The sequence below is a fragment of the Cupriavidus sp. WGlv3 genome (assembly GCF_023952475.1).
Classification (GTDB): Bacteria; Pseudomonadota; Gammaproteobacteria; order Burkholderiales; family Burkholderiaceae; genus Cupriavidus; species Cupriavidus phytorum.
This window is the reverse complement of the sequence record NZ_JALHRX010000006.1, coordinates 222,954-244,071: the sequence shown is the minus strand read 5'-3', so window position 1 is coordinate 244,071 and position 21,118 is coordinate 222,954. Positions and strand designations below refer to the sequence as shown.

The following is a 21,118-nucleotide window of genomic DNA, read 5'->3' as shown; positions in this document are numbered from 1 at the left end:
GGCACCGGGTAGTCAAAGCCAAAGGAGACCAACGATGCAACGCAACACAGTCAGGAAGACCCTGGCGGCCGTGGCGGGTGCCACGGCATGCCTCAGCGCATGGGCATGGGAGCCGGCCAAGCCGGTCGAGATCGTGGTGCCGTTCAGCGCCGGTGGCGCCTCGGACCAGATGGCGCGGTCGATCCAGGGCATCATCGCCAAGCACAAGCTGATGAGCCAGCCGGTGATCGTGCTGAACAAGGCGGGTGCCAGCGGCGCCGAAGGGCTGATGGATACCAAGGCATCGCAGGGCAATCCGCACAAGCTGCTGGTGGCCTCGTCGGCGCTTTACACGGTGCCGATGGTCAGCCATCTGCCGTTCAGCTGGCGCGATCTCACGCCGGTGGCGATGATCGCGCAGGACGAGTTCGTGCTGTGGACCAATGCGGCGGCACCGTACAAGACCGTCGCGCAGTTCATCGACGCGTCCAGGGCCAGCGCGGGCAAGATCAAGGTCGGCGGCACCAGTTCCAAGCGCGAAGACCAGATCATCAGCGCGCTGGTGCAGAAGAAGACCGGCACCCGCTTTATCTACGTGCCGTACAAGGGCGGCGGCGAGGCGGCCACGCAGCTGTCGGGCCAGCATATCGACGCCAACGTGAACAACCCGTCCGAATCGATCGGCCAGTGGCGCGCCGGCGAGCATCGCGCGCTGTGCGTGTTCGCGCCGGAGCGCATGGCCTACAACGGCAAGGTCACGCAGACCCAGAGCTGGCATGACGTGCCGACCTGCAAGGAGCAGGGCCTCGACGTTCAATACCAGATGCTGCGCGTGTTCATGATGCCGGGGGGCGTGACCCCGGAGCAGCAGAAGTACTACGTGGACCTGATGCAGAAGATCGTGGCCACGCCGGAGTGGAAGGAATACCTGGAGAAGAGCGCGCTGAAGAACGAGTTCCTGACCGGCAAGGCGCTGACCGATTTCCTGGCGCGCGACGAAGCCGCGCACCGCGACATCATCAAGGAGGCCGGCTTCGTCGCCGCGCGCTGACGCTGGCGCGGATCACCAACGGGCTGCGCCGCGCGGCGCAGCCAATGGCCTGAAGCAAGGCGGGGGACAACATGGATTCACAACAGGAAACGGCGCATGCGGGCGCCGGCATCTCGGTCAAGGCGGTGGAACTGGCGATGGCGCTGTGCCTGCTGGCCGGCGCGCTGGTGGTGATCTGGAGCAACTACGGCATCGGTGCCGGCTGGGCACCGGACGGGCCGGAAGCGGGCTATTTCCCGATGCGGGTCGGCATCATCATCCTGGTCTGCAGCGTGCTGGTGGGCGTGCAGGCGCTGCGCGCGGACCGCACCGCCGTGTTCGCGACGTGGCAGCAACTGCGGCAGGTGGGCGTGATCCTGGTGCCTCTGACGGTGTATGTCGGGCTGATCGGGCTGCTCGGCATCTACGTCGCGTCGGCGGCCTTCATCGCCGGCTTCATGGTGTGGGTGGGCAAGGCGGCGTGGTGGAAGGCCGCACTGACCGGAGTCGGCATCAATGCCTTGCTGTTCTGGATCTTCGAAATCCAGTTCCGCGTACCGCTGCCCAAGGGCCCGCTCGAAGCGGCGCTGGGCTACTAGGGAGGGCGGATCATGGATGAACTCAATGCATTGATGGGCGGCTTTGCCGTGGCGCTGTCATGGCAGAACGTCGGCCTGATGTTCGTCGGCATCCTGCTTGGCATCGTGGTGGGCGTACTGCCCGGCCTGGGCGGGCCCAACGGCGTGGCGATCCTGCTGCCACTGACGTTTTCGATGGACCCGGTGTCGGCCATCATCATGCTGTCCTGCATCTACTGGGGCGCATTGTTCGGCGGGGCGATCACCTCGATCCTGTTCAATATTCCCGGCGAAGCCTGGTCGGTGGCCACCACCTTCGACGGTTACCCGATGGCGCAGCGCGGCGAGGCCGGCAAGGCCCTGACCTCGGCCTTCACCGGTTCGTGCCTGGGCGCGCTGGCCGGCGTGCTGCTGATCACCTTCCTGGCGCCGCTGGTGGCAAAGTTCGCGCTGCGCTTCGGCCCGCCCGAGTTCTTCGCGGTGTACCTGCTGACCTTCTGCAGCTTCGTCGGCATGGGCAAGGAGTCCAAGCCAAAGATCCTGATCGCGATGTGCCTGGGCTTCGTGCTGGCCGCGGTGGGCATGGACACGGTATCGGGCACGCTGCGCATGACCTTCGGCTCGACCGAGTTGCTGCGCGGCTTCGACTTCCTGGTGGCGGTGATCGGCCTGTTCGGCATCAGCGAGATCCTGATGACGATGGAAGAGGGCGTGGCCTTCCGCGGCAAGCAGGCCCGCATCGACCTGAAGGTGGTGCTGAAGACCTGGGCCGAATTGCCGCGCTACTGGCTGACCGTGGTGCGCTCGTCGGTGATCGGCTGCTGGCTGGGCATTACCCCGGGCGGTGCCACCGCGGCGTCGTTCATGGGCTATGGCGTGGCCAAGCGCATGGCGAAGGATCCCGATTCGTTCGGGCAGGGCAATGTCGAAGGGGTGGTCGCCCCCGAGACCGCCGCGCACGCGGCCGGCACCAGCGCGCTGCTGCCGATGCTGGCCCTGGGCATTCCCGGTTCGGCCACCGCCGCGGTGCTGCTGGGCGGCCTGATGATCTGGGGCCTGCAGCCGGGGCCGCTGCTGTTCGCCGAGCAGGGGCCGTTCGTGTGGGGGCTGATCGCCAGCATGTACCTGGGCAATATCGTCGGGCTGATCGTGGTGCTGTCGACGGTGCCGCTGTTCGCGGCGATCCTGCGCATTCCCTTCTCGATCATCGCGCCGCTGATCCTGGTGATCTGCGCGATCGGCGCGTACACGGTGAACGGGGCGCTGTTCGACGTCTGGCTGATGCTGGGCTTTGGCGTGGTGGGCTATGTGTTGAAGAAGCTGGACTATCCGTTGGCGCCGATGGTGCTGGCGCTGGTGCTGGGCGACCGCGCCGAGGATGCGTTCCGGCAGACCATGCTGGTGTCGTCCGGGGCGTTGGATGTGTTCTGGTCGAATGGGCTGGTCGGGTCGATTATGGGACTGGCTGTGTTCGTGCTGGTGTGGCCGGTGGTTAGTGATTTGAGGATGCGGGGCAGGAAGGGGGTTGCCTGAAGGTCGGGTCGCCGTGCCTGGCGGGCCCAACGAGCCGACCCTCCCGCCTGCTTTCTCCCCTTATGTTCCGGGAACGTGTTGGCGGTAGCCCCTTGTGATAGCGGATTCCCCCTACTCGTGATGCCCCGTACAGCACGTAGAATACTGAGCGAGCCAGGGCTCACGGGATATTCGGCCAGCAGGCCTTCCTGTTCCACGGCTCCAAACAACACTATGACTTGAGGAGAGCGACATGACCGTACGCAATTTGCCCGCAGTTGGTTTCGCAGTCCTGATGGCACTCACTTCTCTTGGAGTGAGCGCCCAGTCGGCTCAAGGATCCCAAGGCGAGGTTCCCAAAGCACCACCGACTACGGCACAAGCCAAGGCCTTGATTGCGGAGCGATTCAAGGCGGCCGATGCCAATCATGACGGCAAGCTGACCCGCGACGAAGCGCAGGCAGGCATGCCCCAGGTCTACGCGAATTTCGACAAGATTGACGCCAAAAAGAAGGGGTCTGTCACCGAACGCCAGATCGGTTCCTACTGGATGAAGAAGACCAAGGATCAGATGCAGAAGGAAGATCCGATCTGGAACTAAAGGACTGATACGCTCAGATTCAGACCTTATAAGGTGACGGAGCGGGCGGTAAGGGGCAGTACCGCTCGCTCCGAACTAACGAGCGACGGAACACGTGGCGCGCGTACCACAAACTAATAATTTCATTTATAAGCCCAAAACATTTCATATCAGATCGCCGATGCCGATCAGGTGATTGGTGAAGAAGCCGGAAACGTTGGTCAACTCAAGGTCGGCGATGTCTCACACCGTAGCAACCGGCGTAACCGGCGACCCCACGGCGCCAGGCAACCTCAACGGCGGCGCCGTCAACTGAAACCGCGTCCGCCCATTCGCCCGCAGCCAATCTGCCAGCTCACGCAAATACCACAGCTCTCCCAGCGGCAACCCCAGCTTGAACAGGCAATGGTGATGCAGCGGCAGCAATGGATGGTGCGATTCGCCGTCGGGCGCCGGGCGGGCAGGGTAGCGCTCCACCGCATAGTTATCCGCGATCAGCGCGGCGATGCCCGCGTCGGTGATCCAGTTCAGCAGCTTGTCATCACGCCCGTCGAGCGCGCAGCAACTGTGATGCAGCACGGCCTCATCGGGCTCGCGCTGCATCGACAGCACCACTTCGGCAAAGCCCGTGCGCAATAGCAGCATGTCGCCGCGCTCGACTTCCACCTTGGCGGCTTTCATCGCGCGCATCAGGTCGTCGTAGCCAATGTTGCGGAAGTCCATGCCGAACACATGCGCCAGGTCCACCAGCACGCCGCGTCCCTGCATGCCCTTGACCGCGAAGTTCTCGATGCCTAGCGCGTGCGCCGCGCTGTGGTCGTGGCCGCACGGGTGCGCCGCGAAGTTGTCGTCCTCGGCATAGTCGACCGGGCCGACGATATGCTCGTTGGCGCGGTAGCCGTTGTAGTAGACCCGCTCTGCGCGCCCATCGCCGTCGGCATCAAAGAGCGCGCCCACGTGCGCCAGCGCGTCCCATTGCGTGCTGTACTGCAGGCACATCAGTACCTGGTCGTCGCTGATCACATCGGTCGCGGCAGGATCCATCTTCGCCAGCGGGAAGTTGGTGTACGGCGAGTTGTCGCGGAAGGTCGGCCGCAGCACCGGCGGATGGCGGCGCGGATTGAGCTTGTTGCCGCCGGGGTAGTCCAGCGGCAGCGACAGGCAGAAGCTGAGCCCGGCCTGCACCTCCCGCGCGCCCTTGATGACCTGTTCGGGCCCGATCAGGTTGACGCGGCCAAGCTGGTCGTCGGAGCCGAAGTCGCCCCAGTTGGAACCTTGCGGACGTTGCTTCCAGCGCATGAGTCTTGCCTCCTGTCGGGTGGGTGGCCGCGGGAACGGCCAGGCGATGCGGAATGGAATTCGGAGCCGGGCAGCGCGGGCCGGCGCGTCGATGGGCCGATGGCTTCTGGCATGAAACCGGTTGCACCCTTATAGGACATGTTCCAGTGAACGGTCATCTTGCAGTGCAGCAGAGATTGCTTTTCTCTCTTCGGGGCGTTGCCCTACTTTATATGTTGTCGTACAACACCAGCGAAATGTGTGACACAGTACTCAATGGATTTATGGCGATTACGGGATAACCCGCAGCCGCAGAAGGGAAGAAGCCAGTAAAATGTTGTCAGACAACGTAACACATGCCCTGCTTGGATTTCTGGGACGGAGAAGATATGGCAGTAACCCCTACCGCGGCAGCGCCGGCATCGCGCCCCCTCTACATCACGATGCACGCGCACGACAATGTCGCCATCGTGGCCAATGATGGTGGGCTGCCTGCAGGCACCACCTTCCCATGCGGCCTGGTGCTGGCCGAGGCCGTCCCGCAAGGCCACAAGGTCGCGCTGGCCGCCCTGCGCGAAGGCGAGCCGGTGATCCGCTACAACGTCGTGATCGGCTACGCGCTCAGGGACCTGCCGCGCGGCAGCTGGGTCAACGAGCGCGTGATCCGCATGCCGGCCGCACCGGGGCTGGACGACCTGCCGGTCGGCACGCGCGTGACGCCGCTGCCGCGGCTGGACGGCTATACCTTCGAGGGCTACCGCAATGCCGACGGCTCGGTCGGCACACGCAACATCCTGGGCATTACCACCACGGTGCAGTGCGTCGAAGGCGTGGTGGAGTTCGCGGTGCGCCGCATCAAGGAAGAACTGCTGCCGAAGTATCCCAACGTCGACGACGTGGTCGGCCTGGAGCACACCTATGGCTGCGGCGTGGCCATCGACGCGCCCGATGCCGGCATCCCGATCCGAACCATCCGCAATATCGCGCTGAACCCCAACTTCGGCGGCGAGGTGATGATCGTCAGCCTGGGCTGCGAGAAGCTGCAGCCAGCGCGCCTGATCGGCGCCGGCACCATCCCGATCCAGAAAGCCGGCGAGCCCGACGTGGTGTGCCTGCAGGACGAGCAGCACGTGGGCTTTGCCTCGATGATCGAATCGATCATGGCCACGGCGGAAAAACATCTGGCGCGCCTGAATGCGCGCCGGCGCGAGACCTGCCCCGCGTCGGACCTGGTGGTGGGTGTCCAGTGCGGCGGCAGCGATGCGTTCTCCGGCGTCACCGCCAACCCGGCAGTGGGCTTTGCCACCGACCTGCTGGTGCGCGCCGGCGCCACGGTGATGTTCTCCGAAGTGACCGAGGTGCGCGACGGCATTGACCAGCTCACCGCCCGCGCCGCCACGCCCGAGGTGGCCGAGGCGCTGGTGCGCCAGATGGCCTGGTATGACCGCTACCTGGAGCAGGGGCAGGTCGACCGCAGCGCCAACACCACGCCCGGCAACAAGAAGGGAGGCCTGTCCAATATCGTCGAAAAGGCGATGGGCTCGATCGTCAAGTCCGGCACCGGCCCGATCCACGGCGTCAGCGGCCCTGGCGAAAAGGTCACGCAGAAGGGCCTGATCTACGCCGCCACGCCCGCCGGCGACTTTGTCTGCGGCACGCTGCAACTCGCCGCCGGCATGAACCTGCACGTGTTCACCACCGGGCGCGGCACGCCGTACGGGCTGGCCGAAGTACCGGTGATCAAGGTCTCCACCCGCAATGACCTGGCGCGGCGCTGGCACGACCTGATGGACGTCAACGCCGGCCGCATCGCCACCGGCGAAGCCACCATCGAGGAAGTGGGCTGGGAGCTGTTCCACACGCTGCTGGCCGTGGCCAGCGGCAAGAAGTCATGGGCGGAGCATTGGAAGATCCGCAATGCGCTGGTGTTGTTTAATCCGGCGCCGGTGACTTGAAGGCTGGGTTTACTGGGGCGATGCGTGGCCACGCAACGGCTTCAGCAAATACGCCAGCCCGTTGTGATCCAGTTCATGCATCAGGGCCAGCAGCGCGCCGATCTGTCCCGGCGGAAAGCCTTCGCGCGCGAACCAGTTCAGGTAGTTGCCCGGGAGGTCGGCGATCAGCGTGCCCTTGTGCTTGCCAAAGGGCATGGTGACGGTGACCAGGCGTTTCAGGGCGTCGGCGTCGAAGTCGGTCATGGGAGCAAGCCAGGCGGAAAGCGCCACGCTACCACAGTGGCGCTGGCGATAACGGAACTCAGGCAGCGCGTGGACGCGCGTGGGCAGAGGCGGCGGTTGCCTCCGCCACGGCGGCGCGCACGCATTCGGCCAGCAATTCCGAGGCACGGGACCGCGTGGCGCGCGCCGCGCGCGCGATCACCAGCGGCTGGCGCACGGTGTCTTCCCGTATCGGTTTCTCCACCACGGCGGTGATCTGGGATGACGCGGGCGCCTGAGTGATCAGCAGCGCCACGCCCAGGCTATTGGCGACCATGCCGCGTGCCAGTTCCAGCGAGGTCGCGCGGTAACGCACCTCGGGCTGGAGCCCGTATTGCCAGAACGGCGCCATCAGGAATTCGCGGCTGTGCGGCAGGTCGATCAGAATCAGCGGCTCCTGCGCCAGTTCGTGCAGCGAGATGCTGCCACGGCGCCGTGCCAGCCGCGAGCCCGCGGGCACCAGGCCGTAGGGCCGCAACTCGGCCAGCAATTCGCGCTCGAGGTCGTCGGGCATGCCGACGTCGTAGCTCAGCGCCAGCTCGATCTGGCCGCCATGCAGCCAGTCTTCCAGCTGGGCCAGGTCACCCTCGACAAAACGCACCGCCAGATTCGGATAACGCTCGCGCGCCAGGCGCAGCAGCACCGGCAGGTAGACCGGCGCCAGCGTGCGGAAAACCCCGATCTGCACTTCGCCGGCCGCGCCGTCGCCGCTCTTGTCGACTTCGAACGCCGTGGCCGCTCCCAGGATGTGGCGGGCTTCGGCCAGCTTGCGCACGCCGAAGCGGGTCAGGGTCATGCGCGCGCCGGCGTCGCGGGCAAACAGGGCGTCCTCGAACAGCGTTTCCAGCTCCCGGATGGCGACGGAGATCGACGGCTGCGAAACGTTGAGCAGCCGCGCCGCCGCCGTGGTGCTGCCGGTTTCCGCGGTCGCGGCGAAATAGCGCAACCGCCGTAGCGAGATGCGGGAGACAGGCATCAGGAAATCCTATAGGTGCTAGTCGAATTCCATATTTTACTTGATAGCTTGCGCTGCGCAGAATCGAGCCACTGAAACGCAAGCCATGCGCTTGCACGCCATCGAGGAGCAAGCCTTGGACCATTCCAGCGATTCCAGCCATTCCGACCTGCCGCTGGCCGGCATCCGCGTGATCGATTTTTCGCGGGTGCTGGCGGGCCCCTATTGCACGGCGCTGCTGGGCGACCTGGGTGCCGAGGTGATCAAGGTGGAGCCGCCGGGCGGCGATGACTACCGCGCCGTCGGGCCCTTCGTCGACGGCAGCAGCGGGCTGTTCGCAGCGATGAACCGCAACAAGCAGAGCATCGTCATCGATTTGAAGACGACGGCGGGGCTGGAGCTGGCCCGCGCGCTGTGTGCGCGTTCCGACGTGGTGGTGGAGAACTTCCGGCCGGGCGTGGCGGAGAAGCTCGGCATCGGCTATGAGGCGCTGCGGGCGCTGAATCCGTCGCTGGTCTACGCGAGCGTGTCGGGCTTCGGCCAGACCGGGCCGGAATCGCACCGGCCGGCCTACGACATCATCCTGCAGGCGATGTGCGGGCTGATGGATGCCACCGGCGCGCCCGACGGTGCGCCGACCATGCTCGGCGAGGCGGTCTCCGATGCGGTCAGCGGGCTCTTTGCCTCATGGGGCGTGCTGGCGGCGCTGCTGGCGCGCGAGAAGAACGGGCGCGGCACGCATGTCGATGTCTCGATGTTCGACGCCACGCTGAGCCTGAGCGCGACGCTGGTCGCGCGCTATGCCGCCACCGGGCGGGCGCCGCAACGGGTGGGCAACCGCCATCCGTCGTCCGCGCCGTTCGGCGTGTACCGCGCCGCGGACGGCTTCTACGTGGTGGCGGTGCTCAACAACAAGCTGTTCCACACGCTGGCCCAGACCATCGGCTGCCCGGAGATGGCGCACGACCCGCGCTTTGCCGACGACGAATCGCGCTGCCGCTTCGAGCCCGCGCTGCGCGCCGGGCTGGAAGCGTGGTCGTCAGGCCTGACCGTCGCCGAGGTGAACCGCCTGCTGGGCGCGGCGGGCATTCCGGTCGCGCCGATCCGCAATGTCAGGCAGGCGCTGGAGAGCGAGCAGGCCGTCCATCGCGGCCTGCTGACCGAAGTGGCCGGGCCGGACGGTCGCACCGTGCGGCTGCCGTCGCAGCCGGTGAAGTTCTCGGGGTATGGCCCCAACCGTGTCACGCCTGCGCCCGAGTTGGGGCAGCACACCGGGGCCATCCTGGCCGCGCACGATTTCAGCAAGGAGACACAACATGCCTAATATGCTTAAGCGACTGGGGGTCGAGCCGGGCGACCTGGAAATCGCCGATGCCATCGCCCGCTACGCGCAGATCGAGCTGGCGCCGAAGGCGGCCGAAGTGGACCGCGCGGAAACGTCCACCACGCGCTATGTGCCGCAACTGGCCGAACTTGGCCTGATGGGGATGAACCTGCCGGAACGCTGGGGCGGCACGGAGACTTCGCCGGTGGCGCTGATCCTGTCGCTGGTGGAGGTTGCCAAAGCCTGCGCTTCGACGTCATCGATGCTCGGCGCGCACTACCTGGCCACCGATTCCATCCTGATCGGCGGCGATGACAGCCAGCGCGCACGCTACCTGCCCGACGCGGCGGCCGGCACCCGGCTGGGCGCGTTTGCGCTGACCGAGCCGCGCGCCGGTTCCAACCCGGCCGACATGGCCACGCGCGCCACGCCGGAAGGCGAGGGCTACCGGCTGCGCGGGGTCAAGCACTTTATCTCCAACGCCGAGGCGGCGGACTTTATCGTGGTCTATGCCAAGACCGACCCGGCCGCGGGCACGCGCGGCATCAGCGCCTTCGTGGTCGATCGCCGCGGCGACGGCGTGCAGGTGGCGCCGGCGGAGAAGCTGATGGGCATCCACGGCGCGCCGGCCCATGAAGTGGCGCTCGACTGCTTCGTGCCCGCGGCCAACCGGCTCGGGCCGGAGGGCACGGGATTCCGCACCGCGATGAAGGTGCTCGACAACAGCCGGCTCGACGTTGCCGCCACCAGCCTGGGCATCGCCGAGGCGGCGCTGGCCTGCGCGGTGGACTGGGCCCGGCAGCGCCAGGTGGGCGGCGAGCCGCTGGCACGCAAGCAGGGCCTGCAATGGATGTTCGCGGACATGCGCACGCGGCTGGAGGCGGCGTGGCTGCTGACGCTGCAGGCCGCGGCGCGTCGCCGCGACGGCGAGCCCTTTACCGAGCAGGCGTCGATGGCCAAGCTCTATGCGTCGGAAATGGTGGGCTTCGTCACCGATGCCGCGCTGCAGATCCACGGCGGCTACGGCTTCACGCGCGAGATGCCGCTGGAACGGCTGGTGCGCGATGCGCGCATCCTGCGCATCTACGAGGGCTCGTCGGAAATCCAGCGGACGGTGATCGCGCGCGCGGTGCTGGGGTAGGCGCCGCCGGACGTCCGGCGGCGCGGATCAAGGCGTTTCCGGAGTATCAGGCGTCGCCGGCGTTGCCGGTTCCTGTGCCTCGGCAGGCGCCTCGGCTGACTCCGCCGCAGCCGGAGCGGCGGGCGCTGCAGCGACTGCAGGCGCTGCAGCCTTGGCCTTCTGGCGCGCGGCGCCGGCGCGGCGCGCTTTCAGTTGCTGGGCGCGCTTGGCATCCGCCAGGGTAACCACGCCGGCCTCGTTGCCGTCCAGGTCCAGCCGCTTGGCGCCTTCCACCATGCACGACCAGTAGCGCGCGCCGCTGCACCAGGTGCGGATCGCCTCGCGCAGCTCGGCCTCGTCCAGGCCTAGCTTGGTCGCATGCTGGGTCAGGTCTTCGAAGGTGCCGATCTTCAGCGGCACCTTGGGGGCCGGGTTCTTGGGGAAGGCCTTGGGGAAGTGCTTCTGCAGCCGGGCAATGGAATGCACCACCGGATCGACCTGCTTGGCCGGCGCCGCGGCAGGCGCCGCGCGGCGGCCCTTGGCGCCCGCGGGGGTGTCCGCACCGGCGCCGGTACGCTCGCCGTCACGGGGGCGCTTCGGCGCGCCCTTGGATGCGCCCTTGGACGCGTCGCCGGTTGTGCCGCTGGTCGTGCCGCTGGTCGCGCCTTTGCGCGGGCCCTTGCGCTCGCCCTTCCTGGATTCGGCGGCCGCCTTCTTGGCGAGTTGGTCCCTGAGTGCTGCCAGTTGTTCGAAGCCCATGATGTCTGCCGTTGTGTGAACCGGGATTGTATCAAGGCCGGGCGGCGGACATACCCCGCGGCATCGGGCGGCTTCCGCCGCGGGCGAAGCACACGGCGCCTAAGGCCTGGCGCGGGCCTGGACCGCGAAGGTCCGCCACTCACGGAACACGGCATCCAGGCAGGCGGCCGTGTCGCAACGGTCACGCTTGTTCCGGAACGCGGCGATGTCTGCCTCGGTGATCGCGCCCGCCTTGAGCAGCCGTTGCTGGTCGGCGTAAATGCGCTGGTAGCCCATGGAAAACAGCGCGGATTCGCAGACCAGTCGCTGCGCCTGGGTGGCAACGGCCGGTTTGGCGGACGGATCGCAATCGATATCGGTGGCCCGGGCGGTGCCCAGGCAGATCACGCCGGTTACGGCCACGCAAAGGCGGGCGAAGGGGGAGAGGGAAGGACAGCGGTTCATGGCGGGCTTGCGGAAGCCGCCGGGCCAGGCCCGGCGAGTTGCCCGCCATGTTACAGCGCAACCGGCCCGCAGGCTTGCCGCGGGGCCGCCGGCATCACATCCTGCCCTTCCAGGGCACCAGCCACTTGGCCAGCTTGCGCATCAGCAGGTCGAACACGTAGGCGATCAGCCCGATCAGCACGATGCCCATGATCACCACGTCGGTGCGCAGGAAGTTGGAGGCATTGAGCACCATCTGGCCCAGCCCGGCCGTGGCCGCCACCATCTCGGCGGCGACCAGCGTGGTCCAGCCGAAGCCGATGGCGATGCGCATGCCGGTCAGGATATCGGGAAGGGCCGCCGGGATCACCACGTGGCGCACCACCTGCCACGGGCTCGCGCCCATCGAATAGGCGGCGTTGATCTGCTCGATCGTGACCGAGCGCACCCCGGCCTGTGCCGACATCGCCAGCGGGGCGAAGCAGGCCAGGAAGATCAGCAGCACCTTGGAGGTCTCGTCGATGCCGAACCAGATCACGATCAGCGGCAGGTAGGCCAGCGGCGGCAGCGGGCGGTAGAACTCGATCGGCGGATCGAAGATGCCGCGGGCGATGCGCGACACCCCCATCATCACGCCGATCGGCACCGCGGTGGCGACCGCCAGCGCGAAGGCGCCGAACACCCGCAGCATGCTGGCGGCGAAATGCTCGGTCAGCGGCTGGCCGCCCTGCAGGTTGCCCTGCCAGGCATCGATGAAGGCGGTGAAGATCGACTCGGGCGTCGGCAGGAACAGCGGCGGCAGCCAGCGCAGGTGGCTGGCCAGCCACCATAGCGCCAGCAGCAGCACCACGGTGATGGTGGAAATGCGCGAGCTGGACCCTTCGCCCGGCAGGCGGTAGCCCGACACGGTCTTCATGGGGCGGCTGGCCGCGGCCGGGGTCGCCGCGGCGGCAGGCGGCGGTTCGATGCGTTGGACGGTGGCGGACATCTGCGTCTCCTCAGGCAGTGGCATGGATCAGGTCGACGATCTCTTCGCGGTAGCGGATGAATTCCGGGTCGGACTTGACCGCGCGGGCGTCGCCGCATTCGATGAAGCGGCGCGCGAACGGCAGTTCATAGGTGTGGGCGATGCGTCCGGGCGAAGGCGTCATCACGATCAGCCGCGTGGCCAGAAACAGCGCCTCTTCCACGCTGTGCGTGATGAAGAAGACGATCTTCTGCTCGCTTGCCCACAGCTTCAGGATCAGCGCCTGGATCGACTCGCGCGTGAGCGCGTCGAGCGCGCCCAGCGGTTCGTCCATCAGCATGACCGCCGGATCGCAGGCGAGCGCGCGGGCAATCCCCACGCGCTGCTGCATGCCGCCCGAGAGCTGGTAGACCGGCTTGGCGGCGACGCTTTCCAGCCCGACCGCGGCCAGCTTCTCATGGGCGATGCGCAGCCGCTCGGCGTGGGACACGCCGCGCAGGCGCAGGCCAAGCGCAACGTTGTCCTCGACGCTGAGCCATGGCATCAACGCATGCTTCTGGAACACCACGCCGCGCTCGGCGCCGGGGCCGTGCACGGGCTTGCCGCTCAGCCGGATCTCGCCCTCCGACGGCTCCATGAAGCCTGCAATGCATGACAGCAGGGTGGTCTTGCCGCAGCCCGAGGCACCCAGCGCGACCACGAAATCGCCGCGCTCCATGGTGAGATTGACCTGCGACAGTGCCAGCGTCTTCGCGCCGCCGGCCGTGCCGTAGTTGACACTGACATTATCGATTTCGAGTTGGTACATGATGGGCTTCCGCAACAGGATCGACGGGACCGCCGCATGAAAGAGGGGGAGCGGCGGCCAGCTTCAGCAACTGGGGTGCGTGGTCAGCGCAGCGCCCGCCTGGCCCATTCCGCGTTGACGCCGGGGCCATAGTCCGGCAGCACGGTCTGGATGGTGCCCTGCTCCTTGAGGAACTGCGCCGCGGACTGCAGCGCGCGCGCCGCGCCGCCGCCGAGCCAGCGCTCGGAGACCTGTTCCTGCAGCGTGGGGAAGCTGTACAGCGCCATGCTGGCGGGCACGGTCTCGGGCTTGGCGCCGGAGACCTTGGCCACGGCCTTCACCATGGGCGAATCGGCTGTCCACGACGCCTTGTTCTTGCGGTAGTTTTCATCCGCCGCGGCCAGCACGCGCACCAGCTTGACCATGAAGTCGGGGTTCTCGCGCGCGAACTTCTTGTTGGCGATCATGCCGTCGAAGGTCGCCTTGCCGGTGTCGGCGGCGATCTGTCCCGAGGTGGTCAGCACCGTGCCGGACTGCTTGAGCTTGGCCAGCACCGGATCCCAGATGAAGGTGGCGTCGATATCGCCGCGTTCCCATGCGGCGGCCACCTCGGGCGGGCGCATATTGACGATGCGCACGTCCTTCGGATTGATCTTCGCGCGCTCCAGTGCGACCAGCGTGTGGTAGTGCGTGGTCGACACGAACGGCACGCCGACGCGCTTGCCCTTCAGGTCGGCGACGCTGGCGATCTTGCTGCCATTGCGCGCGACCATGGCTTCGGCCGCGTTGATGTCGTCCAGGATCCAGAACAGCTCGACATCGAGTCCTTGCGACAGTGCCGAGGCGATCGGCGAGGTGCCGGCTTCGCCGATGGCGATCTGGCCCGAGGCCATGGCGCGGATCACATCGCCGCCGCCGCCGAACTGCCGGAACGAGATCGTGTAGCCGGTCTGCTTTTCCAGCTCCTTCATGTCCTGCGCATAGCGCCAGGGCACGACCATGTCCTGGTAAGCAATCACTACATTCTTGCTTTGGGCCTGCACGGTCGGTGCGGCCGGCGCCAGCGCCGCCGCCAGGGCGAAATACATCGCGATCTGCTTGATCCACCGCATGGTTGTGCTCCTCGGATGAGAAATGGGTTTGGGGGTCACGGCTTTATAGGTGAGCCCGATTCCGGGCCTATAGGACCAGTTGCCGAAATTCGGTGGGACCAGAACCGGCCGCGCGCGCGCAGGCCGCGCCGGGCCGCGGGGAGCGGTGGCGCGGGGCTGCGTCAATCATGGAATTCCTGTACCGGCGGCGGCCGGCGCCAGGGCCGCGCCAGCGCCGCTTGCGGCGTCAACGCGCCGGGCGCGGGCGCTCAGGCGCTCAGGGAGAACCCGGAGTCAAAGGTCTGCCGCACATCGAGCCGCTGCCTGAGCAGCCCGGCCTTCAGGTAGAAATCGGCGGTGCGCTGCTGCTCGGCGATCAGCGCCGCGTCGATGCTGCGCCACTGCGTGCGGCGCCGCTCGAACTGCAGCCGCGCCGCTTGCGGCGAGATGCCGATGATGCGGGCCAGCGCCGCCGAGAACTCCGGCACATGCTGGTAGGACCAATGCTGCGCGCGCACCACGCGGTGCAGGAAGTCCTGCAGCACCGCGCGCTTGCTTGCCAGCGCGGCGTCGGTCGCGGCCAGGTAGCTGAGGCCGGACCACAGCCCGCGGCCGTTGACCAGCACGCGTGCGTGCTGGCTGGTTTCGGCCATCGCGGTATAGGGTTCCCACGTGGCCCAGGCATCGATCGAGCCGCTGCTCAGCGCCAGCTTGGCATCCGCGGGCGGCAGGAAGCGCAGGTTGGCATCGTCCGGTTTCAGTCCGGCCGATTCCAGCGCCTTGAGCGCGATCAGGTGCCCGATCGAGCCACGGTTGGTGCCGATGCTCTTGCCTTTCAGGTCGACCGCCTGCCGCAAGGGCGAGTCGGGCCGCACCAGCACCGCGGTGCCGTAGGGGTCAGAGCGGTTGGCACCGATCAGCCGGATGCGCGTGCCGGCGGCCAGCGCGAAGATGGCCGGCGCATCGCCGATCGGGCCGCTGTCGACCGCGCCCGCGTTGAGCGCCTCGGCCAGCGGTGCCGCGGCGGGGAACTCGGTCCACTGGATGTCATAGGCCAGGCCCTCGAGCGCGTTGGCGGATTCGAGCAGCGCGCGCAGGCCGCCCTTCTGGTCGCCGGCCTTCAGCACCGGGCGGACCTGTGCATGCGCATCGCCGGCGGCGAAGGTGGTGAAGGAGAGGAGGGGGCCGGAGGCAAGCGCAGCCGTGGCGGCGGCGCCGTGGCGCAGGAACTGGCGTCGGGAAGCGGTCATGGCTTTCGGGGCGTTTGGGATGTTCGGGGTGTTCAATATCGGAACCCCCGAACGTACGCGCGCTGCGCCCCCATACCAACGAATAAATCCGCGCTTCGATATGCGCGGTACGCGGCGGGCAGGGCCGCCGCGGATGCGCTCAGTCGAGTCCGGTGGACTCGGCGGGATCCCGTTGCGAACGGATGTCCTCCGGACTGAGCAGGATATAGCCGAGCGACTTGAGCAGCTGCACGGCCTCCAGTTCGGCGTCGAGATACACCGGGCGTTCCGGGGTGCGCGCGTGCTGCGCTGGCAGCGGCCACGGGGCGCTGCCGGGCGCGGCCAATGGCGCAAGCGGCGCCGTGTCCTGCAGCCAGCGCGCGGTCAGGATGCGGCAGTGCTCCAGGTTGGGTTTCCACGATACGTCGACGGCCGCATTGAACCGGCCGGTGCAAAGGCGCAGCCGCTTCAGCGCTTTCAGCCAGCCGACGAAGGCGTCGGGCTCGGCCGGCTGGTAGCCGCGCAGCAGGGTCGCGAGATAGTCCTGCGCCGTGCCGCCGTCGAGCGCCGGGTCGTCGTCGAGCAAGGCAATTTCAAGCGCCACGTGCTTGCGGCCGTCGTGGTCATAGATGGTGCATTCGCCATCGACCACGCCTTCGCGCAGCAGCTCGCACAAGAGCGCCCACGCCCTGGGGTTCTTGTCGAGCCGGCTTTCCAGCGTGGGGTCGATGCGGGCGAGCAGTTCCGGCATGGTGCGCACCTCGCCGGACTGGGCCGCCGCCGCGAACGCCATCGCGTTGGCGGAAGGCTTGTCCCCGTGTGCAATTCGTTGCAGCGAGGCATCCTTGAGTTCGCCGATTTCGGCGGCGGTGTCTACCGCGTGCATCCACGCATAGTCTTCCAGGCTGGCGCACAGCTTGCGCGCAGCGCGCGCCAGCTGGCCCGCCAGCGACTGGACAAAACCGGTGCATAGCGCGCAGCGGCATTCGAGCCGGCCCGCGTGCAGGAAGCCGGCATAGAGCCGCTCCTGGTGTCCGCAATGCGCGCATTCGAGCGAAAAGCCGCCCTGGCGCACCGGCCGCTGCGATGCCAGCAAACCATCGACCTGGTACTGCGCCCGGCCGCCGCAGCATGGGCACAGCCATTGCAGCTTGTGCGCGCCATCGCGCGCGGCGGCGGCGCGCTCGAACTGGCGCGCGATGGCGCTGCGCGGGATGCCCTGGGCGCGCCCGACCACATCGGCGCAATAGCCCCAGTAGCAGTACGAGTGGGCCAGCGCGGCCTGGTCCGCGGACAGTTGCCGCAGTGCCGGCAGCACGGGCGGGCTGCGGCGGATCTCGGGCGCGAGGGCGTCGATCAGCTCCGGCCCGCCCGGCATCGCGGCCTCGAGCGCGGCGCGGCTTTGCTCCAGGAAATCGGGTACGTAGACCCGGCGGATGAAGTCCTCGTTCTCCAGCCAGAACAGGTGGCCCGGAAGCGCTTCCAGTGCCTCGATGCCGTCCCTGACTTCTGTCATGCCGGCGCAGGCGAGAAACGTGAACGGCTTACTAAACAGGAATTGGTCTGTCATGTTGTCGTCAACGGCGTATCTCGCCCACGAGCCCCCACATGCTCGTGTGCGATCGACTCACCCCGTGACCAGGCCAAGGCAACGCGCGGAAGGCGCCAGCTGGCAGCGCGCTTCCCCGCTTTGGGGGACTTGCCCCTTGTTGTTGTTCAGTTCATGCGAATGCTGCGCGGATTTTTATCCGTCGCATTGGACAGCATAGGCGACACGGCGGTTTCGATACAGGGGAATCGAGAAGCATTGCGCAATGCCCCGCGCTACGGATGTGGCGCTTGCAGTGATGATCTCGGCGCCCGGAAGCCGCTGGCGACACGACCTGGCAAGTCCGCGTCGCCGACATGTCGCTTACAGTGGCGCAGGTTGGGGCGGTGCCGCGGTGGCAGTCGCCGCAGGCTTCCTGCCGCCGCCGCTGTAGGCGAAGTACTTCGCCTTGGCGCCCCTGGCCCAGTAAGCCACGGTGAAGTGCTTGCTGTCGCGCCCGTAGAGCAACTCCAGGCTGCCATTGGCGGCGCTCCATTCGGCATAGCCGTTCTCCGCCGTGCCTTCGGTCTTGCGCACGGCGGCATAGCGCTCGTCCAGCTTCCTGCGCACCTCTTCCATGGCAGGGCGCTCGAAGGTCATGGTGACCAGCGCCACCGCATCCTGCGCATCGCAGTTCAGCACCACGCGCGACAGGCCGGGCAGATGGAAGCGCTCGAGGTGCTTCAGTTCCACCGTATCGCCGCCGGCCCATTCGGAGGTGCCGGTCCTGGCATGGTTCTGCGGCGGTGACAGGCGCGAGCATTTGGCCTTGCCGAGTTCCAGGCCCAGCGGCGCCGCGGTATTGCCGGCCGGCTCGGGCTGGGCCGCGCTGGTTGCGGCGTGGACGGAAACGGAGGCCAGTAGTGCGGCGCAGAGCAGGGGAAACTGCTTCATCTTGAGGCGGGTAAGAACTTTCACGTGATGGAATCGGGTTAGATGCGAGATTCTAAGGCCTTCTTGCCCGGATTTTTTCCCGCTTTCGCGTGTTTTCGTCTGAACGGGTGAGGCGACGCTATGACGTCGCCCGCGCCGGCATCCAACGCCGCGTGCCGGCCCAGAACCCCAGCGCCAGCAAGCTGACCCCCGCGCCCAGCAAGCACACGCCACGCCAGCCGGCAACGTCGTAGGTGGCCGTGGTGGCAAGCGCGCCCAGGCCGCTGCCGGTCGCGTAGAACAGCATGTAGGCGCCGACCAGCCGGCTGTGCGCGGTGGCGTCGGCGCGGAAGATCATGCTCTGGTTGGTGACGTGGATGGCCTGGCCGCCCAGGTCGAGCAGCACGATGCCAAGCGCGAGCGGCCACAGCGAGGCGCCAAGCCATGACAGCGGCAGCCATGCGGCCACCAGCAGCACAAGGGCCGCGAAGGTGGTGCGCTGGCCGAGGCCCTGGTCGGCCCAGCGCCCCGCGCGCGCCGCGGCCAGCGCACCGGCCGCGCCGACCAGCCCAAATGCGCCGATGGCAGTGTGCGACAGCTGGTAGGGCGGTGCGCTCAGCGGCAGCACCAGCGCGCTCCAGAAGATATTGAACGCGGCGAACATCAGCAGCGCGATCATGCCGCGGATCTGCAGGACCCGGTCGCGGCGCAGCAGCGCGAGCATCGACCACACCAGGCTGGCATAGCGCATCCGCTGCGCGGGGCCGGGCAGCACCGGCAGCGAGCGCCACAGCAGCAGGGCCAGCACCAGCATGGCCGCGGCGGCGCAGACGTAAACGCTGCGCCAGCCGGCCAGGTCGCTGACGCCGCCGGCGACCACGCGCGCCAGCAGCAAGCCGGCAAACACGCCGCCCTGCGCGGTGCCGACCACGTGCCCGCGTTCCCGCGGCGCTGCCGCGGCGGCCGCATAGGCGATCAGCCCCTGCGTCATGGCGGTGCCGAGCAGGCCGGTCAGCAGCATCCCCGCCAGCAGCAGCGGGACCGATGGCGCCAGCGCCACCATGGCCAGCGCGCCGGCCAGCGCCAGCACCTGCGCCAGCATCAGGCGGCGGCGCGGCAGCAGGTCGCCGAGAGGCACCAGCAACAGCAGCGCCAGTGCGCAGCCGGCCTGGGTGGCGGTGACCACGCCGCCGATGGCGGCGGCACCGATGTGGAATTCCGCCATCAGCGCGTCCAGCAGCGGCTGCGCGTAATAGACGTTGGCCACGCTCAGCCCGCTGGCGCAGGCGAACAGCAGCACCGCGGCGCGCGGCAGCGGTGCGGGCAAGGCCGCGGGGTGGGGGGTGGGCGATGCCAGGTCCGGCGCGCGCGAGCAGGTTTCCATATCGCTTCCAAGTGGTTGCAAATCAAAACCAGTTGAAGCGTAAGGCTACTAGTTTTAAAATGCAACCACTTTGACAGCGGGCGATGCGCCCAAGGCTAGCCAGACATGGTCACCCGCAAGGACCCGAGCGAAGACACCTGCCCCGTGGCGCGCGCGCTGGCGCTGGTTGGCGACCGCTGGTCGCTGATGATCGTGCGCGATGCCTTCGACGGCATGCACCGCTTCAGCGATTTCCAGCGCAGCCTGGCAGTGGCGCGCAATATCCTGTCCGACCGCCTGCGGCGGCTGGTGGAAGCCGGCATCCTGGCGACGCGGCCCGCCTCGGACGGCAGTGCCTACCAGGAGTACGTGCTGACGGAAATGGGGGAGAGCCTGTTCCCCATCATGGTGGCGTTGCGCCAGTGGGGAGAACACCACCTGTTCGCGCGCGGCGAGCGCCGCTCGCAACTGGTGGAAAAGCGCACCGGCAAGCCGGTGCCGCCGATGATGCCGCGCGCCGGCGACGGCAAGGCGCTGTCGCACGACGAGGCGGAGGTGCGCAAGCCGCGCTAGGCGCGGGCCTGCGCCCTGGCGTTCAACTGCCGCGATAGGTGCCGAAGCTCCACGGCGAACACAGCAGCGGCACATGGTAGTGCTGCGCGGCATCCGCGATGGTGAAGCGCACCGGCACGATGTCGGCGAACACGTCGGGGGTGCGGAAGTAATCCGCCACCCAGAAGCGCAGCTCGAACTCGCCGGTGCGCGCCTGCGCCGGCGGCAGCATCGGCGCGTCGGTGCGCCCGTCGTGGTTGGTGCGGGTGCGCGCGAGCAGCCGGGGCGGCTGCACCGCGACGTCGAACAACTCGACCTGCATGCCGGCCACCGGGCGGCCCAGCGATACGTCGAGCACATGGGTGCTGATACCTGCCATGATGCGATCTCTCCGGGTTTGGCCGCGCGCTCAGCTGCCGCGGTAGTAGTTGTAGCTCCACGGCCCGAACAGCACGGGCAGGTGGATGCGCTGGCCTGCGTCGGTGACGCGCACGCGCAGCGGGATCTTCGACAGGAACGACGGTTGCGGCAGGCTGGCCTTGCGCGCGGCGAAGTATTCGTCGGCGTGCAGGATCAGTTCATAGGTGCCGGTGCGGTAGCTGTCGCCGATCAGCAGCGGCGGCTCGCTGCGGCCGTTGGCGGCCAGCGTGACGGTCTGCAGCGGCACGCGCTGGCCATGGTCGATGCGGAACATCTCCACGCGCATGCCGGCCGCGGGCGTGCCGTGGTAGGTGTCGAGCGCATGCAGCGTCAGGCGCGGGCTCAGGCCGCCTTGCTGCACCGGCGCCGCGGTCTGGTTGGGCGCGTCCGGCGTGGCGCCCCAGCCGGTGCCGGCCAGCAGCGCGCCGCCACCCAGCGTCATCGACTGCAGCGCGAAGCGCCGGCGCGCGGGATCAAAGGTATGGTCGTCCATC

22 protein-coding genes are annotated in these 21,118 nt (G+C 67.7%); 8 read left to right on the top strand and 14 right to left on the bottom strand.

Features of this window, described 5'->3' with window-relative positions; all coding sequences use genetic code 11:
• Positions 1–34 precede the first annotated feature (34 nt).
• The 4 genes from MKD38_RS13555 (at position 35) to MKD38_RS13540 (ending at position 3,700) form a co-directional block, all read left to right on the top strand.
• Positions 35–1,030, top strand: coding sequence for a Bug family tripartite tricarboxylate transporter substrate binding protein (locus MKD38_RS13555; RefSeq protein ID WP_252677523.1), 996 nt, complete (start codon positions 35–37; stop codon positions 1,028–1,030).
• 71 nt (positions 1,031–1,101) lie between these two features.
• Positions 1,102–1,608, top strand: a complete 507-nt coding sequence (locus tag MKD38_RS13550; protein ID WP_252677522.1) for a tripartite tricarboxylate transporter TctB family protein — start codon at positions 1,102–1,104, stop codon at positions 1,606–1,608.
• 12 nt (positions 1,609–1,620) lie between these two features.
• Entirely contained in the window at positions 1,621–3,120 is a 1,500-nt protein-coding gene (locus tag MKD38_RS13545; protein WP_252677520.1) for a tripartite tricarboxylate transporter permease, read from the top strand.
• A gap of 232 nt (positions 3,121–3,352) precedes the next feature.
• Entirely contained in the window at positions 3,353–3,700 is a 348-nt protein-coding gene (locus MKD38_RS13540; RefSeq protein WP_252677519.1) for a CREC-EF hand family protein, read from the top strand.
• A 222-nt stretch (positions 3,701–3,922) separates the two neighbouring features.
• On the opposite strand, the gene MKD38_RS13535 is transcribed toward MKD38_RS13540, so the two are convergent.
• Entirely contained in the window at positions 3,923–4,978 is a 1,056-nt protein-coding gene (locus MKD38_RS13535) for a cyclase family protein (protein WP_252677518.1), read from the bottom strand.
• 368 nt (positions 4,979–5,346) lie between these two features.
• Between MKD38_RS13535 and garD the strand changes: the two genes are divergently transcribed.
• The gene (gene garD, locus MKD38_RS13530; RefSeq protein WP_252677517.1) at positions 5,347–6,912 is read left to right on the top strand and encodes a galactarate dehydratase; all 1,566 of its coding nucleotides are present in this window, start codon (positions 5,347–5,349) and stop codon (positions 6,910–6,912) included.
• A 9-nt stretch (positions 6,913–6,921) separates the two neighbouring features.
• Here garD and MKD38_RS13525 read toward each other — a convergent pair whose 3' ends face one another.
• Positions 6,922–7,155 (bottom strand): DUF3820 family protein, encoded by a 234-nt coding sequence (locus tag MKD38_RS13525; protein ID WP_112775044.1) that lies wholly within the window; start codon positions 7,153–7,155, stop codon positions 6,922–6,924.
• 58 nt (positions 7,156–7,213) lie between these two features.
• Complete coding sequence (locus tag MKD38_RS13520; protein ID WP_252677516.1) at positions 7,214–8,149, bottom strand: LysR family transcriptional regulator; 936 nt, start codon at positions 8,147–8,149, stop codon at positions 7,214–7,216.
• A gap of 85 nt (positions 8,150–8,234) precedes the next feature.
• On the opposite strand from MKD38_RS13520, the gene MKD38_RS13515 reads away from it, so the two are divergent.
• Positions 8,235–9,452 carry a CaiB/BaiF CoA transferase family protein gene (locus tag MKD38_RS13515; protein WP_252677515.1) on the top strand — a complete coding sequence of 406 codons (1,218 nt, stop codon included), beginning with the start codon at positions 8,235–8,237 and terminating at the stop codon, positions 9,450–9,452.
• Position 9,453: 1 nt separating this feature from the next.
• Positions 9,454–10,593 (top strand): acyl-CoA dehydrogenase family protein, encoded by a 1,140-nt coding sequence (locus tag MKD38_RS13510; RefSeq protein ID WP_252677600.1) that lies wholly within the window; start codon positions 9,454–9,456, stop codon positions 10,591–10,593.
• A 27-nt stretch (positions 10,594–10,620) separates the two neighbouring features.
• On the opposite strand, the gene MKD38_RS13505 is transcribed toward MKD38_RS13510, so the two are convergent.
• From MKD38_RS13505 to MKD38_RS13465, 9 genes are all read right to left on the bottom strand, one after another.
• Positions 10,621–11,331, bottom strand: coding sequence for a ProQ/FinO family protein (locus MKD38_RS13505; RefSeq protein ID WP_252677513.1), 711 nt, complete (start codon positions 11,329–11,331; stop codon positions 10,621–10,623).
• A 99-nt stretch (positions 11,332–11,430) separates the two neighbouring features.
• On the bottom strand, positions 11,431–11,775 hold the full coding sequence (locus MKD38_RS13500; RefSeq protein WP_252677511.1) for a hypothetical protein: 345 nt from the start codon (positions 11,773–11,775) through the stop codon (positions 11,431–11,433).
• 94 nt (positions 11,776–11,869) lie between these two features.
• Positions 11,870–12,742: an ABC transporter permease subunit gene (locus MKD38_RS13495; protein WP_252677509.1), complete on the bottom strand. Its 873-nt coding sequence runs from the start codon at positions 12,740–12,742 to the stop codon at positions 11,870–11,872.
• 10 nt (positions 12,743–12,752) lie between these two features.
• Positions 12,753–13,529, bottom strand: coding sequence for a taurine ABC transporter ATP-binding protein (locus MKD38_RS13490; protein WP_252677506.1), 777 nt, complete (start codon positions 13,527–13,529; stop codon positions 12,753–12,755).
• 83 nt (positions 13,530–13,612) lie between these two features.
• Positions 13,613–14,620, bottom strand: a complete 1,008-nt coding sequence (gene tauA / locus MKD38_RS13485; RefSeq protein WP_252677504.1) for a taurine ABC transporter substrate-binding protein — start codon at positions 14,618–14,620, stop codon at positions 13,613–13,615.
• 248 nt (positions 14,621–14,868) lie between these two features.
• Positions 14,869–15,849, bottom strand: coding sequence for an ABC transporter substrate-binding protein (locus MKD38_RS13480; protein WP_252677502.1), 981 nt, complete (start codon positions 15,847–15,849; stop codon positions 14,869–14,871).
• A gap of 139 nt (positions 15,850–15,988) precedes the next feature.
• Entirely contained in the window at positions 15,989–17,398 is a 1,410-nt protein-coding gene (locus MKD38_RS13475) for a hypothetical protein (protein WP_252677500.1), read from the bottom strand.
• A 342-nt stretch (positions 17,399–17,740) separates the two neighbouring features.
• Complete coding sequence (locus tag MKD38_RS13470) at positions 17,741–18,310, bottom strand: hypothetical protein (RefSeq protein ID WP_252677498.1); 570 nt, start codon at positions 18,308–18,310, stop codon at positions 17,741–17,743.
• A 118-nt stretch (positions 18,311–18,428) separates the two neighbouring features.
• Positions 18,429–19,673, bottom strand: coding sequence for an MFS transporter (locus MKD38_RS13465; RefSeq protein ID WP_252677496.1), 1,245 nt, complete (start codon positions 19,671–19,673; stop codon positions 18,429–18,431).
• A 105-nt stretch (positions 19,674–19,778) separates the two neighbouring features.
• On the opposite strand from MKD38_RS13465, the gene MKD38_RS13460 reads away from it, so the two are divergent.
• Positions 19,779–20,225, top strand: a complete 447-nt coding sequence (locus MKD38_RS13460; RefSeq protein ID WP_252677495.1) for a winged helix-turn-helix transcriptional regulator — start codon at positions 19,779–19,781, stop codon at positions 20,223–20,225.
• 22 nt (positions 20,226–20,247) lie between these two features.
• On the opposite strand, the gene uraH is transcribed toward MKD38_RS13460, so the two are convergent.
• Complete coding sequence (gene uraH / locus MKD38_RS13455; protein ID WP_012355646.1) at positions 20,248–20,583, bottom strand: hydroxyisourate hydrolase; 336 nt, start codon at positions 20,581–20,583, stop codon at positions 20,248–20,250.
• A gap of 30 nt (positions 20,584–20,613) precedes the next feature.
• Complete coding sequence (locus MKD38_RS13450) at positions 20,614–21,117, bottom strand: hydroxyisourate hydrolase (RefSeq protein WP_252677494.1); 504 nt, start codon at positions 21,115–21,117, stop codon at positions 20,614–20,616.
• Between the last annotated feature and the right edge of the window lies 1 nt (position 21,118).

What these genes read in the sequence shown, in the direction of transcription:
- MKD38_RS13555 (WP_252677523.1), top strand. Translation starts at nt 35, where the DNA reads ATGCAACGCAACACAGTCAGGAAGACCCTGGCGGCCGTGGCGGGTGCC.
- MKD38_RS13550 (WP_252677522.1), top strand. Translation starts at nt 1,102, where the DNA reads ATGGATTCACAACAGGAAACGGCGCATGCGGGCGCCGGCATCTCGGTC.
- MKD38_RS13545 (WP_252677520.1), top strand. Translation starts at nt 1,621, where the DNA reads ATGGATGAACTCAATGCATTGATGGGCGGCTTTGCCGTGGCGCTGTCA.
- MKD38_RS13540 (WP_252677519.1), top strand. Translation starts at nt 3,353, where the DNA reads ATGACCGTACGCAATTTGCCCGCAGTTGGTTTCGCAGTCCTGATGGCA.
- MKD38_RS13535 (WP_252677518.1), bottom strand. Translation starts at nt 4,978, where the DNA reads ATGCGCTGGAAGCAACGTCCGCAAGGTTCCAACTGGGGCGACTTCGGC.
- garD (WP_252677517.1), top strand. Translation starts at nt 5,347, where the DNA reads ATGGCAGTAACCCCTACCGCGGCAGCGCCGGCATCGCGCCCCCTCTAC.
- MKD38_RS13525 (WP_112775044.1), bottom strand. Translation starts at nt 7,155, where the DNA reads ATGACCGACTTCGACGCCGACGCCCTGAAACGCCTGGTCACCGTCACC.
- MKD38_RS13520 (WP_252677516.1), bottom strand. Translation starts at nt 8,149, where the DNA reads ATGCCTGTCTCCCGCATCTCGCTACGGCGGTTGCGCTATTTCGCCGCG.
- MKD38_RS13515 (WP_252677515.1), top strand. Translation starts at nt 8,235, where the DNA reads ATGCGCTTGCACGCCATCGAGGAGCAAGCCTTGGACCATTCCAGCGAT.
- MKD38_RS13510 (WP_252677600.1), top strand. Translation starts at nt 9,454, where the DNA reads ATGCTTAAGCGACTGGGGGTCGAGCCGGGCGACCTGGAAATCGCCGAT.
- MKD38_RS13505 (WP_252677513.1), bottom strand. Translation starts at nt 11,331, where the DNA reads ATGGGCTTCGAACAACTGGCAGCACTCAGGGACCAACTCGCCAAGAAG.
- MKD38_RS13500 (WP_252677511.1), bottom strand. Translation starts at nt 11,775, where the DNA reads ATGAACCGCTGTCCTTCCCTCTCCCCCTTCGCCCGCCTTTGCGTGGCC.
- MKD38_RS13495 (WP_252677509.1), bottom strand. Translation starts at nt 12,742, where the DNA reads ATGTCCGCCACCGTCCAACGCATCGAACCGCCGCCTGCCGCCGCGGCG.
- MKD38_RS13490 (WP_252677506.1), bottom strand. Translation starts at nt 13,529, where the DNA reads ATGTACCAACTCGAAATCGATAATGTCAGTGTCAACTACGGCACGGCC.
- tauA (WP_252677504.1), bottom strand. Translation starts at nt 14,620, where the DNA reads ATGCGGTGGATCAAGCAGATCGCGATGTATTTCGCCCTGGCGGCGGCG.
- MKD38_RS13480 (WP_252677502.1), bottom strand. Translation starts at nt 15,849, where the DNA reads ATGACCGCTTCCCGACGCCAGTTCCTGCGCCACGGCGCCGCCGCCACG.
- MKD38_RS13475 (WP_252677500.1), bottom strand. Translation starts at nt 17,398, where the DNA reads ATGACAGACCAATTCCTGTTTAGTAAGCCGTTCACGTTTCTCGCCTGC.
- MKD38_RS13470 (WP_252677498.1), bottom strand. Translation starts at nt 18,310, where the DNA reads ATGAAGCAGTTTCCCCTGCTCTGCGCCGCACTACTGGCCTCCGTTTCC.
- MKD38_RS13465 (WP_252677496.1), bottom strand. Translation starts at nt 19,673, where the DNA reads ATGGAAACCTGCTCGCGCGCGCCGGACCTGGCATCGCCCACCCCCCAC.
- MKD38_RS13460 (WP_252677495.1), top strand. Translation starts at nt 19,779, where the DNA reads ATGGTCACCCGCAAGGACCCGAGCGAAGACACCTGCCCCGTGGCGCGC.
- uraH (WP_012355646.1), bottom strand. Translation starts at nt 20,583, where the DNA reads ATGGCAGGTATCAGCACCCATGTGCTCGACGTATCGCTGGGCCGCCCG.
- MKD38_RS13450 (WP_252677494.1), bottom strand. Translation starts at nt 21,117, where the DNA reads ATGGACGACCATACCTTTGATCCCGCGCGCCGGCGCTTCGCGCTGCAG.